We start from the raw sequence: 15,663 nt of genomic DNA on the forward strand, positions 1-15,663 counted from the left end.
GCATTTGCATCTACTACACGTGTAACCGGGGTTTCCGGCGCTTTGTTCCCGCGGTGAATTCGCCGCGGCCCGTCAGTGGGACTTTGCGCGCCGGCCGGTGGGATGGGATCCGGCGCGGGAGCGCAGGCGGGCCTCCCGCCGACCCTCCACGAGCCGGTACAGCACCGGCACCAGGATCAGTGTCAGAGCGGTGGACGAGACCAGGCCGCCGACCACCACGATCGCCAACGGCTGCGAGATGAAGCCTCCCTCGCCGGTGAATCCGAGTGCCATCGGGGTGAGCGCGAAGACGGTTGCCAGCGCGGTCATCAGAATGGGCCGCAGCCGCTGGCGGGCACCCTGGATGATGGCGTCCTCGACGCTCATGCCCGGGCTGCCGTCGTGTGGACGCCGGTACTGGTTGATGAGGTCGATGAGCACAATCGCGTTCGTCACCACGATGCCCACCAGCATCAACATGCCGATCAGTGATGGGAGCCCCAGGGGGATCTGCGTGATGACTAGCAGGGCAATGGCTCCAGTCGCGGCGAACGGCACCGAAACCAGCAGAATCAACGGTTGGATCAGGGACTTGAAGGTGGCCACCATGATCACGTAGACGATGGCGACGGCCGCCCAGAGCGCCAGGAACAGCTGGGCAAAGGAATCCGCCTGCTCAGCCGACGCGCCTCCCAGGGTGGCTGTAGCGCCCACCGCCAGGTCAATTCCCTCCAGACGCTCAGTCACGGCGGCGGTCAGCGCCCCCAGATTCTGCTCGGACGGCGTAATGGACACCTGGGCCGTGCGTTCCCCGTTGGCGCTGGTGACGGACAGCGGCACCGCAACCTCGACCACCGACGCCACCGAGGTCAGCGGAATAGGCCCGGCCGGCGTGGGAAGGCTCAGGTCCTGCAGCTGCCCGAGACTGGTCAGCTCGGTGCCTTCGCCGATCAGTACCGGATAGTCGGTGGTATCGAGGCGCACCTGGCCGCCAGGCACCGGGCTGATGCTCCCGCCCAGCAGGCCCGCAATCTGGCCCTCGCTGAGACCGGCGGCGACGGCGGCAGCCCGGTCCACGCTGATCTGCACCTGGGGCTGCGCGGCCGACAGGTTGCTGGTCACGTCGCCAGCACCCTCAACCCCCTGCAAAGCGTCGACGACGACGTCGCTCGCGGCCCGCAGGTCCCCGGACGTTGGAGCAGTGATGCTCACGTCGATGGTACTCGAGGTGCCGAGGCCCCCCTGCTGGGCGGACAGCGCGAAGGCCCCGACGCCGGTCAGCGACTCAAGGTCCTGCCGCACGTCATCCTGCAACTGCTCCTGGTCGGCATCCTCAGCGGTGATGACCGTGAAGGAGGCCACCGATGTCCCACCGGAGAGACGTGCAGCGAACCCGCTGGAGGCGTTGCCGATTGTCACCTGGACGTCGCGCACCTCGGGGAAGCCGGCCAGTACCTCCTCGGTCTGCGACGCGGCCGCCACTGTCGTGTCGAGGCTCGAACCAGGCTCAAGAGTCTGGGTGATGCTGAAGTTGTTCTGCCCGGTGCTTCCCAGCAGATTGGTCTGGAGCAGCGGAATCATGGCCGCCGTGCCGGCCAGGACCATCGCACCAGCGGTCAGGGTCCAGACGGGATGCCGTTGGGTGGCGCCCAGTACGGGAAGGTAGCCGCGCTGCAGCCACGACTTTCGCTCGGCCTGGTGTGCCTTGGCGCGCACCTCGGCGGGGTCGACGTCGGACGCCGCCGAGGGCAGGAACCAGTAGGCCAGCACCGGAACGATGGTGAGCGACACGGCGAGGGAGGCCAGCAGTGCCATCGAGACGGTCAGGGCAAACGGCCTGAACAGTTCACCGGCCAGGTCGCCGACAAAGGCGATGGGCGCAAAGACGGCAACCGTGGTCAGGGTGGAGGCGGTGATGGCCCCGGCCACCTCGCGGATGGCAGTCAAAATGGCGTCGCTTTTGTCTTCGCCGTAGCTGAGGTGCCGTTTGATGTTCTCGATCACCACGATCGAGTCATCCACCACCCGTCCGATGGCGATGGTGAGGGCGCCCAGCGTGAGGATGTTCAGCGAGTACCCGGTGGCCCACAGGCCGATGAAGGTCACCAGCAGGGACAACGGAATCGAGATGGCCGTGACCAGGGTGGACCGAACCGAGAGCAGGAACACCAGGATCACCAGGACGGCGAAACCAAGGCCCAGGATGCCCTCAGTGGTCAGGTCGCTGATGGAGCGCTCAATGAAGGGTGCCTGGTCAAAGATGACGGTGATCTCCGCGCCGTTGCCCAGCTCGGCTTCCAGCTGGGGCACCAGCTCGCCCACGAGGTTGGAGATCGCCACCGTATCGCCGTCAGGAATCTTCGTCACGGTCAAAGCGAGGGTTTCGGTGCCGTTGGTGCGGGTCACCGACGTGGCGTCGTCGTCGGCCACCGCCACGTCAGCGACGGATCCGAGAGTCGGCGGCGTGTCTGCCGGGTCAGGGGAACCGTCCTCCGACAGGAGAGGGAGCGCCCGGATGTCGTCGAGCGAAGCGATGGGGCTGCCGGCCTGGATGGTGAGGGAGCGGTCGCCGTCGGCAAGGGTGCCCACCGGGATCAGCTCGCCGTTGTTTTCCAGGGCGGTGGCGATGTCGCCGATCGTCAGGTCGTTCGCGGCCAGCTCCTGCCGGTCGGGGAGGATCGAGATGTACTGTCCGGCGCCGCCGCTGACCTCGGCGGCCCGCACGCCCTCGAGTTTCTGCAACCGTGGGACGGTCAGCCGGGCAAGGTCCCCGCTCAGTTCGCTCAGCGGCTGATCTGAGGAGACCGCCATGAACACGATGGGCAGGTCGGTGATGCTCCCGGCCAGGGACTGCGGTTCCACCTCGTCGGGGAGCAACGGCCGCACCGTGGAGATTGCGCGGTCCACCTGCCCCCGCGCCCGGTCCAGGTCGGTGCCGTAGGCGAACATCAGGTTGATGGTCGACACCCCGGTGCGGGAGGTGGCCGACGACGACTCAAGCCCCTCCACCCCGCTCAGGGCACTCTCCAGCGGCTCGCTCACTTGCTGATCAAGGTACTCGGGGGAGGCCCCGGGCACCGAGGACAGCACAGTGATCTGCGGGAACTCGAGCGACGGAATGAGTTCCTGTTTGAGCGAGCCCATGGTGATGACACCAAAGACCGACGCCAAAATGGTGATCAGTGCAATCAGCGCACGATTTCCCAGGGAGAGCTGAGCCAGACGGAACATGTGCCGCGCCTTCTACTTCTGCCGGCCGGATCGACGGCTCAGGGGGTGATTACTGGAGCTTCAGTACCCGGTCGGTTCTTGACAGGATGTCTGCGGCGAGTGAACGGTTCTCGTTGAGCTTGACGCCGTAGCCGGGGATCATGTCTTTCAGCTTCGGCTCCCAGGCCGGCAACTGCGCCGGGAAGCAGCGGCGCAGGATCTCCAGCATGATGGGCGCTGCGGTCGAGGCGCCGGGGGAAGCTCCCAGCAGTGCGCCAACCGAGCCGTCGGCGGCTGTGATGACCTCGGTGCCGAACTGCAGCACCCCGCCCTTGCCCGGAGCCTTCTTGATGATCTGCACGCGTTGTCCGGCGGTGATCAGGTCCCACTTGTCGCCGTCAGCGTCGGGAATGAACTCGTTGAGATAGGTGTTTTTCGCCTCGCGGTTTTTCAACACCTCGGAGATCAGGTACTTGGTCAGGGGCACGTTGTCCTTGGCGACCGCCAGCATGGGCACCAGGTTCGACGGGCGGATGGACCCGGGCAGGTCAAAGAACGAGCCGCGCTTGAGGAACTTTGTGGAGAAACCGGCGTAAGGACCGAACAACAGCGACCGTTCGCCGTTGACGTACCGGGTGTCAAGGTGCGGGACCGACATGGGCGGGGCGCCGACTGACGCCTGGCCGTAGACCTTGGCATTGTGCTGGTTGGCGACGTCGGGGTCGCCGCACTTCAGGAACTGTCCTGAGACGGGGAAGCCAGCAAAGCCCTTGCCTTCGGGGATGCCGGTGCGCTGCAGAAGGTGCAGGGCACCACCGCCCGCGCCGATGAACACGAAGCGGGCGCTCACTGTGCGCGCCTGCCCGGTGGCACGGTTGCGGACCTTGACGTCCCAGCGGCCGTTGGACCCGCGGGAGAGGTCAGCGACGTCGTGGTTGTAGTTCAGGTCCACACCCGTGGTTTCAAGGTAACTGGTGAGGCCGCGGGTCAGCGACCCGAAGTCGACGTCGGTCCCGCCCGCCACCCGTGAGGCGGCCACAGGCTGCCCCCCGGTCCGGCCGCTCATCAGCAGCGGTGCCCACTCAGCGATCGCCGAAGGATCCTCGGCGTGTTCGATGGTTTCGAAGAGCGGCTGGCTCCGCAGTGCTTCGTAGCGCCTGCGCAGGTAGGCGGTGTTCTTCTCGCCCCAGACGAAGCTCATGTGCGGCACCGGGTTGATGAATCCCGAGGGGTCGCCCAGGTGTCCGCTTTCCACCATGTGGGACCAGAACTGGCGCGATACCTGGAACTGTTCGTTGATCGCGACGGCTTTGGCGGAGTCGACCGTGCCGTCGGGTCCGGCGGGGGAGTAGTTCAGCTCGCAGAGGGCGGCGTGCCCGGTGCCCGCGTTATTCCACGGATCGGAACTTTCCAGTCCGGCCCGGTCGAGGCGCTCGAAGAGCGAGATGCTCCAGTCTGGCTGCAACTGCTTGAGGAAGGCGCCCAGGGTGGCGCTCATGATCCCTCCGCCGATCAGGACGACGTCGGTGTGTTCTGCGGGCATTCCCGCCTGGCTTGTAGCAGTCAACTTCATCTCCAGTAGCAAGGGCGCTTAGCTTTGAAGCGTAGCGTCTGGTGGGTTCCTTGGGTAATTGGCCAGCGGTTGTGGTCAGTACAGTGGTGGGTCATCAGTCGGTCTCGGTGGCTTCCAGGTCGACGTCGGCGAGATCGATGAGGTTGAATACCTCGTTCATCACCGGGCTGACCGGGTAGGTCGCCACCCGCTCCGAGACGGCCAGGGCGGAGATGGGGAAGGCCAGAGGGACCGCCGGCAGCCGCCGGGCAATCTGGTCGCTGATGTCCTGGTAGGCGGCCACCCGGTCTTCTCCGTTGGGTAGCGTGCGGGCACGATCGATCTTGCTGAACAACTGGTTGTCAGTGAAGGCGAACTCGTCAGTAGTGGTGCCGAACAACTGGCCCACAAAGTTGTCAGGATCCTGGTACGTCCCACTCCAGCCCAGGAGGTGGAACGCGCGGTCGTCGTCGTTCTGCACTGTCTCAAGGTACCCGTCGGCCCAGGCTGTGGGCACCGGCTCGATGGTGAAGCCTGCCTCTTCCAGCTGGGCCTGTACGACGGCGAATACCCCCTCGGGTGCGGGAAGGTACGGCCGTGAGACATCGGTGGGGTAATGGAAAGGAAGGGGTTCCCCGTCGTAGCCGGATTCCTCGAGCAACTCCCGGGCCAACTCGACGTCGTAATCGTAGGTGGTAATTTCCTCATTGGTGACCGCGAGCTTGGGTGGGACAAACTGATCCGCGGGGGCCGTGCCGTTCAGGAACAGACCCTCAATCACCGCTTGCTTGTCGATGGCGTGGGCTACCGCCTGGCGGAACAGGAGGCTATCCACTCCGGGAAAGTCCTGGTTCATGCCCAGGTACAGGATCGAGTAGGGGTCGCGCTGCAGGAGCTGCTGGCCTTCCCTGACCAGGGTGCCGGCATTGTCAACGGTGACGAAGTCGTAGCCGTCGATCTCGCCGGTAGTGAGAGCATCCAGTCGATCGTCGGGCAGGGCGAGCGTGGTGAACACGACGGTGCCGATCTCGCCGCGTTCGCCCCAGTAGTCGTCGAATGAGGTCAGCCGTACGTCGCCTGCCTCCCAGCTGTCGAAGGTGTAGGGCCCGGTGCCCACCGGATTGAGCGCATACCTCGAGAGCGCAGTGCCGTTGCGCTCTTCGGACAGGTCATCGGCCGCCAGTTCCTCAAGGGCCCGCGGTGAGGACATTGCGAACGAGGGCATCGCCAGGGCGGGGATAAACCCGGTGAGGCGGCTGTTGAGCTGGATCAGGACTTCGAATTGACCGAGCGGCTGGCAGGACGAGTAGACGGATAGCTCGGGTTCGTCGGAGTAGGCGTTGAAGACCGAGCCGAAGGCGATGGCGTTGTCCGCGGTGCGGGTATCGGCGGGCAGTGAATACCAGCGGTCGAAGTTCGCGCAGACGGCCTCGGCGTTGAACGGCTCGCCGTCGTGAAATTCAACGTCCTCGCGGAGGGTGAACGCGTAGGCGCGGCCGTCATCCCGTTCGTCCCACGAAGCGGCGAGCAGGGGTACCGGCTCAGAGGTGAGGGGGTCAATACCGACCAGGCCCTCAAGCAGCTGGCGTGTGATCCGGTAGGACTCGGTGTCGGCCACCAGCGCCGGGTCGAGCCCCGTCGGGTCGGCGGCGGCGCCGAAGGTGAAGACCGCCTCCGGCGCTCGGGGTGGAGCGGTTGCCGACGGCGTCGGAGTGGACGTCGTCGTCGGCGTAGGAACGGGGGTAGCGCCGGTGCAACCAGCAATGGTGAGGCCGAGAACAGCTGCCACTGCACCGCGGGCCGGTCTGGCCCAGCGGGAGGGTCGGGCAGCTTCGGTCGTCGCCATGGTCTCCTCAGCCGTAGCCGCGCACGGCGGAAAATTGATTAGGTTCTCCAGTCTAAATGATGATCACCGCCGCGGTCTGCGACCAACCGGCGGCCGGTCACCTAACGGGAAAAGGCTGGGATCCCGAGCACCATGACGGTGCTTGGGATCCCAGCCTAGATCGCCCTGGTCCGAATTAGAGGAGTCGAATCAGGGAGTCGATTACTCGCTAGGAGGCATCAGAACGGAGTCAACCATGTACACGGTTGCGTTCTGGGTCATGACGCCACCGCAAACAACAGCTGAGCCGTCTTCGCCGACAGTGATTTCGTCGCCCGAGCCCTCAACGGTCAGCTCTGCACCATTGGCGGTCATGTGGGTTCCGGCAACCTCGTCAGGGGACAGCTGACCTGGGACAACGTGGTAGGTCAGGATGCCTTCGAGGAGAGCCTTGTCGGTCTTGAGGGTTTCGATGGTTGCTTCGTCGATCTTGGCGAAGGCATCATCGGTAGGAGCGAAGACGGTGAACTCGCCACCGTTGAGGGTGTCAACGAGGTCAACGTCGGGGTTCAGCTGGCCGGTGACAGCAGCGGTCAGGGTGGTGAGGATGGGGTTGTTGGAAGCAGCGGTGGCTACTGGATCCAGGGCCATGCCGGCAACTGAGCCGTCGCCTTCTGGAACGGCTGCAGCGTAGTCGGCGCAGCCTGGGCCAACCAGGTTAGCGGCTGGGTCCATGTCTTCGCCCATTTCCTCTTCCATCCCCGACTCGGTTGCTTCGGGTGCGGCTTCGGTGGTGGTTGTTTCCTCAGCGGGCTCAGCTGCAGTGTCGCCGCCGCCGCATGCTGCGAGGCCGAACATGGCCACTGCAGCGACACCGAGGATGGAGAGCTTACGGCTCATGATGTTTCCCATTGAATTTTCTCCTTCATAGGTGTGACCGGGCGTACTCTGCCGATCAGCTAACTAACTTGTCGAACACATCGTGTCGATGTCTCATAGGTACTTCGCTCATGTCCGAACAGAGGATTGGTGGCTGATCCTGAAATCTTCTACGCCATTGAGAAACCGCGGAAACCCGGGGACTTTTAGGACTGAATGTGACCCAAGTCCCACTTTATGGCGGCCCGGCCGGGTAACGGAACGGTCACGCTGGCGGCCTCCTGCAGGTCGGCGTGCTACCCCGCAGCACAGCCTCGTTCGGGCAAAAGAAAACACCCCCGGCCGATACCGGGGGTGTTTACCTCTAACCCTGTGCGCAAGAAGGGACTTGAACCCTCACGTCCGAAGACACTGGATCCTAAATCCAGCGCGTCTGCCAATTCCGCCACTCGCGCCTTCGATGCCGAGGACAGCCAGGCCGCCCAAAACATCAGCCTCCAGTGTACGCGAATCTACTGAACGCCGAGGTCCTTCCTGAGCTTGGCCACATGGCCGGTAGCGCGCACGTTGTACTGAGCCAACTGCACCAGGCCATCGGGCCCGACGACGACGGTCGAGCGGATCAGCCCCTCATAGGTTTTGCCATAGTTCTTCTTCTCTCCCCAGGCTCCCCATGCTTCAGCCACCGTGTGGTCCTCATCGGACAACAGTGGGAAGGTGAGCTCCTCGTCGTCGGCGAATTTCCTGAGTTTGGAGACCCCATCGGGCGAGATACCCACCACTGTGTAGCCGGCCGCGGCCAGCGACGCGAGATTGTCGCGGAAGTTGCATGCCTGGGTGGTGCATCCAGGGGTGGCCGCGGCTGGGTAAAAATAGACGACCACACTGGTACCCGCAAGGTCCTTCAGCGACACCGAGGATCCGTCGGCTGCGGGCAGGGTGAAATCCGGGGCCGCATCGCCTGACATTAGCCGTTCAGCCATTATCAATATCCTTTCAGCTATTTGATTAGTTGCCTTGCACATGGTTGCGCTGACACTTTTCGCAAATCCTTAGCTATCATAAGTAAATAGGGTCGAGCCGTTTGAAACTACACCCAACTGCGGGACCAAGATCAACGCCGCACACCAGTGGGGCGAGAGGAAGTGTTTTCTTTTATGCCGGACCTGGAGCAATGGCCCACCGGTCGACTGCTGACAACCGCCGCTCGACTGGTGGAGCATGCGTGGAACGAGCAGTTGGTGTCGCTTGGCGTGACCCACGCCGGCGTGATCGCACTGGGTGTGTTGGCCAGCCAGGGGCCAATGACTCAGGCGAACCTTGCACAGATCGTGCGGGTTCAGGCGCAGACGATGGGTAAAACACTCTCCAGGCTTGAGACGCGGGGCCACGTCTCACGCACTCGGAATGATCTTGATCGCCGCAGCCACGTGGTTTCCATCACGGACGCTGGCAGCAGCGTCTTGCTAATGGCGAAAGATATTGAACGCACCCTGATCACCGGTGAGGGGCTGGTCTCGGACGAGCTGCGCGTCCACCTTCAGGGTGTGATCCGCGAACTTGGAGCGCCCCGGTGGACTACGAGCGCACCCGCCCCGTCGGTCGCCGTCGATGCCGTACCCGACGACGGCGAACTGCCGCCGTCCGGTTTGTCTGACGGCCCCGATGCACTGGTTCCTGGGGAACACTAGGGCATATCGTTCCTGAAGCTGGAGGTGGCGCCGCGCTTCACCAGACGCCCTTCACCAGCGGCTTCACCAGACGAGGTCGAGGTCGCCGTGCGCAGCGTAGATCAGGCGTTCCGGATCGCTCAGGACGTCGACCGGTCTGTCGCCACCGAGGTACCCATTGGGTAGGCAGAACCATTGCAGTAAATGTCTGTCTCTCCACCCTCCTGCGAGCCCGATCATGGCTACGCGGGCAATCGCGGGACGCGCGTGTCCGCTGTTGGGATCAAACTGGAACCCTGGGTAGAGGACCCGCCCTGCCCGGGTCACCACGCCCAGGATCTGGCGTTTCGCCGCGAGGCAGCCAGCTGGAGGTGAGAGAGGACCCACCATGTCGTCGACTTCCGGCCCGGTGAGCATGCCGAATTCTGCAGCAATGGAGGCCCAGCGGCCGCGTGCCACCCGCCGGCTTATTTCGCCGGCGTGTATTTCCCCGAAGGATGGCACCCCTTCCATGGCGACAATGTACTGCTTTACAGCCCCGTAGTCACTGATCCTGGAGAATTGCAACCAAATTGGTATCCGAGCGGGCGGTCTGCCCCCTCCTCGCGAGCATCGACCGCACCGGCTCTCACGACTGCCGAAGAGGTTTGCGGTCAGCGGTGGTCAGTAGAGGGCCGCAGCCCAGCTTTCGGCAGAGTAATCGGCGATGGGATACTTTTCGCGTCTGCAGGTCAATCAAAAAATAGCCTGACCGGGCGTTCTGCCGGTCAGGCTATTTTCGTGTGGTGCACCCCTCGGGACTTGAACCCGAAACCCTCTGATTAAGAGTCAGATGCTCTGCCAATTGAGCTAGAGGTGCGTGTTGATTGGGCCCATTGGGCCAACCGCAACAGCATGAAACTCTACCAGCACATCGGCTGAAACCCGAAATTGATTCTCCACGCCGTGGTTAGTCCACGCCGACCGACAGCACCCGGGACTGGGCCCCCTCATTCGTGGCAATCCACAGTGTGCCACCGGCGCCTTCGATCACGTCGCGCAATCGCCCATGCTCGCCGCCGAAATGGTTGACCGGCGTTCCGGCCGTTCCGGACGCGAGCGGCACCTGCCAGAGCCGTTCGCCGCGCAGACTACCGATGTAGGCAACGTCGTCGACGATCGCCATCCCGCTGGGGGAGGAGGTAGCTGTCGACGGCCAGACCACCTGGGCGTCGATGAACCCGTCAGCCCCGGGAGCGCCCGTCACGGCGGGCCAGCCGTAATTCCCACCGGGTTCAATGAGGTTTAGCTCGTCGTCGACCTCGGGGCCAAATTCGCTCGCCCACAGCCGGTCGGCGGAGTCCCAGGCAAGGCCCTGCACATTGCGGTGTCCGAGGCTGTAGATCGGTGAACCCTCCACCGGGTTGCCGGGGGCTGGATTGCCGTCGGCAGTGATGCGAAGGATCTTTCCGCCCAGGCTTGCTGGGTTCTGGGCCGAGGCGTCCTGCCCGGCATCGCCGGTGCCAACATACAAGTATCCGTCGGGGCCGAACTTGATCCGTCCGCCGTTGTGGATATTGGCCTTCGGAAGACCGGTCAACACCTCCTGGGGCTCACCCAGTCCGCCCTCGCCATAGGCGAGGCTGACCACCCGGTTGTCATCCGGTCCGGTGAAGTAGACGAACAGTCGCGGATCGGTGTCGAAGTCTGGTCCGATCGCCAGCCCGAGTAGCCCGCCCTCGCCCGCCGCGGCAATCTCCCGGCCAAGGGTGCCGATGGTGGTGGTAGATCCGTCCACGATCCGTTTGATCTCTCCGGATTCCCGTTCAGTGACCAGCAGCGACCCGTCGGGCAGCGCAGCCAACCCCCAGGGCACACTGAGATCTGCGGCGACAGTCTTTGCGGGGGAGAGGGCAGGCAAGGGGGACGTGGTCGACGGCGCCGGACTGGCCGACGTCGGGCCGCTCGCGGAAGATGATTCCCCCGCCGGGGTGGCCGACGTCGGGGCTCCGCCAACGATCGGTGCTGGCTCAAGGGCTGTGCACGCGCTGACGCCCACGAGCATCACGAGCAGCGGGACGCTCAGCACGCATGTGAAGAGATGTCGGTTTGTCAGCACGATGGCTCACTCCTTGATTTGGCGACCCCGCGGGTCTGGGCCTTCCCCTAGCGCGGGAGTCGACCTCGGCCCAGCATCGTCCGCGACCTGGCTGCGGGAATCGAGAGGTGCGCGGGAGCGGAACCACCAGACGGCGCCAACGACGACGACGATCAGCAGCACCCAGAGCAGTGCATCCATGACACGTCTCCTCCTCATGATGCGGAAAACCCGGACACGTTCGACGTTACGGCCACGTTTCGCGGGTGTCCACCGCCGGGCGGGTGCTCATTCGGCGAGAGACTAGGGTGGGGCGAATGGACAAGATCACCACCGTGTCGGTGCCCAGCGTGGAAATGCTCGATGCCCTGCGGCCAGGTCCCGCGGGGATTTCGCTGGTCGTGTGGGACTTCGACCAAGGGCCGGTGGGGGTGGAGTTGGCTGACATTGACGCCGCGGTTCTGCCGTATATGTCGTCACCCGATCAGTTCGGTCACGCGGTGCGGAGCGCACCCAGCCTGCTGCTCGTGCAGACCCAGACCACCGGCTACGAGGGCATCCCCGAACTGGTTGGCGACGACGTCGCTGTCGCCAGTGCAGCGGGGGTCCACGCTGCGGCGACCGCCGAGCTTGCGATCGGCCTGGCCATTGCCTCGCTCCGGGGCATCGACGACGCGGTCCGCAACCAGACCCTCGGGCAGTGGAAACCCGCGCGCTACCCGGGGCTCGCCGATCGGAGGGTGCTGCTCGTCGGGGTGGGAGGAATCGGCGTCGAGATTGCTCGCCGTCTCGACCCCTTCGAGGTGGAACTTACCCGGGTGGGCCGTTCTGCCCGCGACGACGAGCGGGGGCACGTTCACGGCACCGATGAACTCGTGGCGCTCGCCGAACAGGCTGAGGTGCTGATTGTCATCACCCCGCTGAGCGATTCCACCCGTGGCCTGATCAACGCCGAGGTGCTGGCGGCGATGCCCGACGGCGCACTGGTGGTCAACGTTGCCCGCGGCGCAGTGGTCGATAGTGAGGCTTTGACAGCGGAGGTGGTCTCCGGTCGGCTCTCGGCGGCCGTTGACGTCTTCGATCCGGAACCTGTTCCGGAGGGGCACCCGCTGTGGTTAGCTAGTGGGGCTTTAATCACACCGCATAGCGGAGGTAACACCGGGGCCTTCTGGCCACGCATGATCAAACTGCTGAAGCACCAACTGGACTGCTTTGCCACCGGCAAGGAACCGGAAAACCTGGTACAGCGGGGGTCGCTGTACAGCTGATCTTGCTGGCAATCATCAGCCCATCGCGATGAATGTGGTCATGAACGCGCTGAAGTCCTCGTGGTCGTCCCGTTGATCGATCATGAGGCGGGAGTGTGGGCCCGAGCTGAATCGGGCCTCAGGGTGGACGCCGAACCTGAAGGTCCGCCCCGTACTGGTGCCGACCTCGAAGTGACCGCCGGCGAGGCGGCGGGCATGCGACAGGTTGGTCATGTTGATCTCGACCGGTACCCCCGCGCTGGCCAGCGTCTGTGCATCGACGGGAGCAATCATGATCTCGGTCGGCTTCCACCGGTAGCCCACCACGTAATATTTCGGGGTGACCACACGGGCGCCGTCGGGATCCCGGTGGTGATAGCGTTCGTTGGCCGCGAAGACCAGGTTGTAGTCGCCATAGTTGGGGATCTGCGAGTCAAAAATCTTCCGCAGGCTGTCCTTGAGCTGGTCGCTATCGGGGGTCCGGTCGGGCGGTTGCGGGAGGGCAGGGTCCGATGGAGGCGTCGACATAGTGCCAAGTTTACGTGCCCCGGATCCCAGCTTGATGGTCCAGCATGAGGGTGGCGAGTCCCCGCGGGGCCGGCGACCGCATAACCGGGGAGCGGCCGACGTCGGGCAGGAACCGTGCGCAGCCGCCCGCCGATCCCGTAACAGGCCGGTCATATGGAATTGAAGTGAAAGCGCATACGCCTAGACTTTGACCCATGAGCGTGGAAAATACCCCAGATATCAAGCCGCGAAGCCGGGCCGTCACCGATGGATTTGAACGGGCTCCGGCCCGCGGAATGCTCCGGGCGATCGGGATGGGCGATGACGATTTCGCCAAGCCGCAGGTCGGCGTCGCGAGCTCGTGGAATGAAATCACGCCGTGCAACCTGTCCTTGAACCGGCTGGCTCAGAGCGCCAAGGAAGGCGTGCATGCTGCTGGCGGGTTCCCGATGCAGTTCGGGACCATCTCCGTTTCCGACGGCATTTCGATGGGCCATTCCGGTATGCATTTCTCGCTGGTGTCGCGTGAAGTGATCGCCGATTCGGTGGAGACCGTCATGGAGGCCGAGCGGATCGACGGGTCGGTGCTGCTGGCGGGCTGCGACAAGTCGCTGCCGGGGATGCTGATGGCCGCGGCCCGGCTCAACCTGGCAAGCGTCTTTTTGTACGGTGGGTCGATCATGCCGGGCTGGGTGAAGCTCGAAGACGGCACCGAGCGGGAAGTCACCCTCATCGACGCTTTCGAAGCCGTGGGCGCCTGCGCCGCCGGCAAGATGAGCGAAGAGGATCTCACCCGCATCGAAAAGGCAGTCTGTCCCGGTGAAGGCGCCTGCGGTGGCATGTACACCGCCAACACCATGGCGTGCATCGGTGAGGCGTTGGGCATGTCGCTTCCGGGCTCGGCGGCGCCGCCGTCGGCCGACCGGCGTCGGGACGAGTTTGCCCGCAAATCGGGGCAGGCAGTGGTCAACCTGCTGCGCCTCGGGATCACCGCCCGCGACATCATGACCCGCAAGGCGTTCGAGAACGCCATTGCCGTCACCATGGCCTTCGGCGGGTCGACCAACGCCGTGCTGCACCTGCTGGCGATTGCCCGCGAAGCCGAGGTCGAGCTCACCCTTGACGACTTCAACCGGATCGGAGACCGGATTCCTCACCTCGGCGACCTGAAGCCGTTCGGCCGCTACGTGATGACCGACGTTGACAAGGTGGGAGGCGTCCCGGTCATCATGCGTGCGCTGCTCGACGCCGGGCTGTTGCACGGCGACGTCATGACCGTGACCGGGAAGACCCTCGCCGAGAACCTGGCGGCCATCAATCCGCCCGACCTCGACGGCAAGATCCTCCGCGCGCTCGACAACCCGATCCACGCCAGTGGCGGGATCACGATCGTGAAGGGGTCGCTCGCCCCGGACGGTGCGGTCGTCAAGACCGCGGGATTCGACGCCGAGGTCTTCGAAGGAACGGCCCGCGTGTTCGAGCGGGAGCAGGGCGCGTTGAAGGCGCTTGCCGACGGCGAAGTGAAGGCTGGCGACGTCGTCGTGATCCGCTACGAGGGCCCCAAGGGCGGTCCGGGGATGCGGGAAATGCTGGCGATCACAGGTGCAATCAAGGGCGCAGGTCTGGGCAGGGATGTGCTGCTGCTGACCGACGGCCGGTTCTCCGGCGGCACCACCGGGCTGTGCATTGGACATGTCGCGCCGGAAGCCGTCGACGGCGGGCCCATCGCCTTTGTGAAGGATGGCGACCGGATCCGCGTCGACATCCCGAACAAGACCTTTGACCTGCTGGTGGACGAAGCCGAACTGGAGAGCCGGAAGGTGGGCTGGGAGCCGCTGCCGGCGATCTACACCAAGGGTGTGCTGGCCAAGTACGCGAAGCTGGTGCACTCGGCATCCGAGGGCGCCTACTGCGGCTAGCCTGCGGGCCCGCCGCGCCTGTTGCGCCGCGGTGTTGCTGTCGCGCTGCGGGGTTGCTGTTGCGCTGCGAGTGCGGCGTCGCGCTGCGAGTGCGACAGGCTCGACCCTTGCCGCTGAACCGTGTTGAACCTGACCGGTCGCGGATTCCGGCCCTCGACCGGATGGAATCCGCGGGCCCTGGGGCCGTTTGCCGGGTGGGTCTGTGCGGCGGATCTGTCACGGTTGAGTCCGGTTTGGTAGCGCCAGAAATAGCCGAGTCCCCACGTGAGGCAGACCTAGTAGCCTGCCTCAAGGTCCGAGCTGCGGGAGTGCATTTGGGTCCTTCGGTGGCCGGTTTTTTGGTCTGGAAAATACTTCAGAAAGTTTTTCTGTGTACCTGGGTTGGGCCCTAATAATGTCGGTGGCGGGTGATGGAATGGGGGTATGAAAAGCAGTAGAGCTTCTGCTACTGGATCGGGGTTCCGTCCCGGGTCCGGTCCGGATTCTGGCTCCGCGGGTGGGCCCGCGGATACGTCCGCGGGGGCTTTCACGGGCGGTCCCGCGGGGGCTTTCGGTGGAGCTTCGGGTGGGGCTTCGGGTGGGTATGGTCTGGGTGGTCCGTTGAGTGTGGCCGCCGTGTGGACGGCGCCTGTGATGAAGGCGCTGGAGCCCCGGCCGAAAAGGGATCTCCCTGATTCTCAGACTGATTTTCTGAATTTCTTCCGGGTGGGGTCTGATCCGGATGTGCGGGTGCGTTCCAGTGATGGCCCGCCGGCGTTGACGGGTCGGCTCGGGTTGGTCGCGGTCGCTGGCCTGGAC

12 protein-coding genes, 2 tRNA genes and 1 pseudogene are annotated in these 15,663 nt (G+C 64.5%); 4 read left to right on the forward strand and 11 right to left on the reverse strand.

The genetic code is table 11. The features are described 5' to 3' along the window. Window positions 1-72: 72 nt before the first annotated feature. The 6 genes from ACX80O_RS12810 to bcp all read right to left on the reverse strand — a co-directional run bounded on the left by ACX80O_RS12810 (window position 73) and on the right by bcp (window position 8,428). Window positions 73-3,210: an efflux RND transporter permease subunit gene (locus ACX80O_RS12810; protein ID WP_459333682.1), complete on the reverse strand. Its 3,138-nt coding sequence runs from the start codon at window positions 3,208-3,210 to the stop codon at window positions 73-75. A 49-nt stretch (window positions 3,211-3,259) separates the two neighbouring features. Continuing rightward, a complete protein-coding gene (locus ACX80O_RS12815) occupies window positions 3,260-4,756 on the reverse strand; it encodes a malate:quinone oxidoreductase (protein ID WP_459333683.1) in 1,497 nt (498 codons plus the stop codon). Window positions 4,757-4,856: 100 nt separating this feature from the next. Then, window positions 4,857-6,587, reverse strand: coding sequence for an ABC transporter substrate-binding protein (locus ACX80O_RS12820; RefSeq protein ID WP_459333684.1), 1,731 nt, complete (start codon window positions 6,585-6,587; stop codon window positions 4,857-4,859). Window positions 6,588-6,788: 201 nt separating this feature from the next. Next, entirely contained in the window at window positions 6,789-7,478 is a 690-nt protein-coding gene (locus tag ACX80O_RS12825) for a fasciclin domain-containing protein (RefSeq protein ID WP_459306919.1), read from the reverse strand. A 340-nt stretch (window positions 7,479-7,818) separates the two neighbouring features. Next, window positions 7,819-7,900 (reverse strand) — tRNA-Leu (locus ACX80O_RS12830). Window positions 7,901-7,957: 57 nt separating this feature from the next. Further along, window positions 7,958-8,428 (reverse strand): thioredoxin-dependent thiol peroxidase, encoded by a 471-nt coding sequence (gene bcp, locus ACX80O_RS12835; protein WP_459333685.1) that lies wholly within the window; start codon window positions 8,426-8,428, stop codon window positions 7,958-7,960. A gap of 174 nt (window positions 8,429-8,602) precedes the next feature. Here bcp and ACX80O_RS12840 point away from each other — a divergent pair, with 174 nt between their 5' ends. Beyond that, window positions 8,603-9,136, forward strand: coding sequence for a MarR family winged helix-turn-helix transcriptional regulator (locus ACX80O_RS12840; RefSeq protein WP_459333686.1), 534 nt, complete (start codon window positions 8,603-8,605; stop codon window positions 9,134-9,136). Between the two features lie 63 nt (window positions 9,137-9,199). Here the strand turns inward: ACX80O_RS12840 and ACX80O_RS12845 are convergent, their stop codons facing one another. The 4 genes from ACX80O_RS12845 to ACX80O_RS12860 form a co-directional block, all read right to left on the reverse strand. Beyond that, a complete protein-coding gene (locus ACX80O_RS12845) occupies window positions 9,200-9,628 on the reverse strand; it encodes a hypothetical protein (protein ID WP_459306913.1) in 429 nt (142 codons plus the stop codon). A 270-nt stretch (window positions 9,629-9,898) separates the two neighbouring features. Continuing rightward, window positions 9,899-9,974: transfer RNA gene (locus tag ACX80O_RS12850), tRNA-Lys, on the reverse strand. A 90-nt stretch (window positions 9,975-10,064) separates the two neighbouring features. Next, complete coding sequence (locus ACX80O_RS12855) at window positions 10,065-11,213, reverse strand: PQQ-dependent sugar dehydrogenase (RefSeq protein WP_459333687.1); 1,149 nt, start codon at window positions 11,211-11,213, stop codon at window positions 10,065-10,067. A 6-nt stretch (window positions 11,214-11,219) separates the two neighbouring features. After that, window positions 11,220-11,393, reverse strand: coding sequence for a hypothetical protein (locus ACX80O_RS12860; protein ID WP_459306871.1), 174 nt, complete (start codon window positions 11,391-11,393; stop codon window positions 11,220-11,222). Window positions 11,394-11,509: 116 nt separating this feature from the next. Here ACX80O_RS12860 and ACX80O_RS12865 point away from each other — a divergent pair, with 116 nt between their 5' ends. Next, window positions 11,510-12,460, forward strand: a complete 951-nt coding sequence (locus tag ACX80O_RS12865; RefSeq protein ID WP_459306869.1) for a 2-hydroxyacid dehydrogenase — start codon at window positions 11,510-11,512, stop codon at window positions 12,458-12,460. Between the two features lie 15 nt (window positions 12,461-12,475). On the opposite strand, the gene ACX80O_RS12870 is transcribed toward ACX80O_RS12865, so the two are convergent. Further along, entirely contained in the window at window positions 12,476-12,967 is a 492-nt protein-coding gene (locus ACX80O_RS12870) for a hypothetical protein (protein ID WP_459306868.1), read from the reverse strand. Between the two features lie 194 nt (window positions 12,968-13,161). Here ACX80O_RS12870 and ilvD point away from each other — a divergent pair, with 194 nt between their 5' ends. Next, complete coding sequence (gene ilvD, locus ACX80O_RS12875) at window positions 13,162-14,865, forward strand: dihydroxy-acid dehydratase (protein WP_459306867.1); 1,704 nt, start codon at window positions 13,162-13,164, stop codon at window positions 14,863-14,865. A 126-nt stretch (window positions 14,866-14,991) separates the two neighbouring features. Then, a pseudogene (locus tag ACX80O_RS12880) lies at window positions 14,992-15,105 on the forward strand (ROK family protein); the annotation flags it as partial. Between the last annotated feature and the right edge of the window lie 558 nt (window positions 15,106-15,663).

It is taken from the genome of Arthrobacter glycogeni (assembly GCF_054511155.1).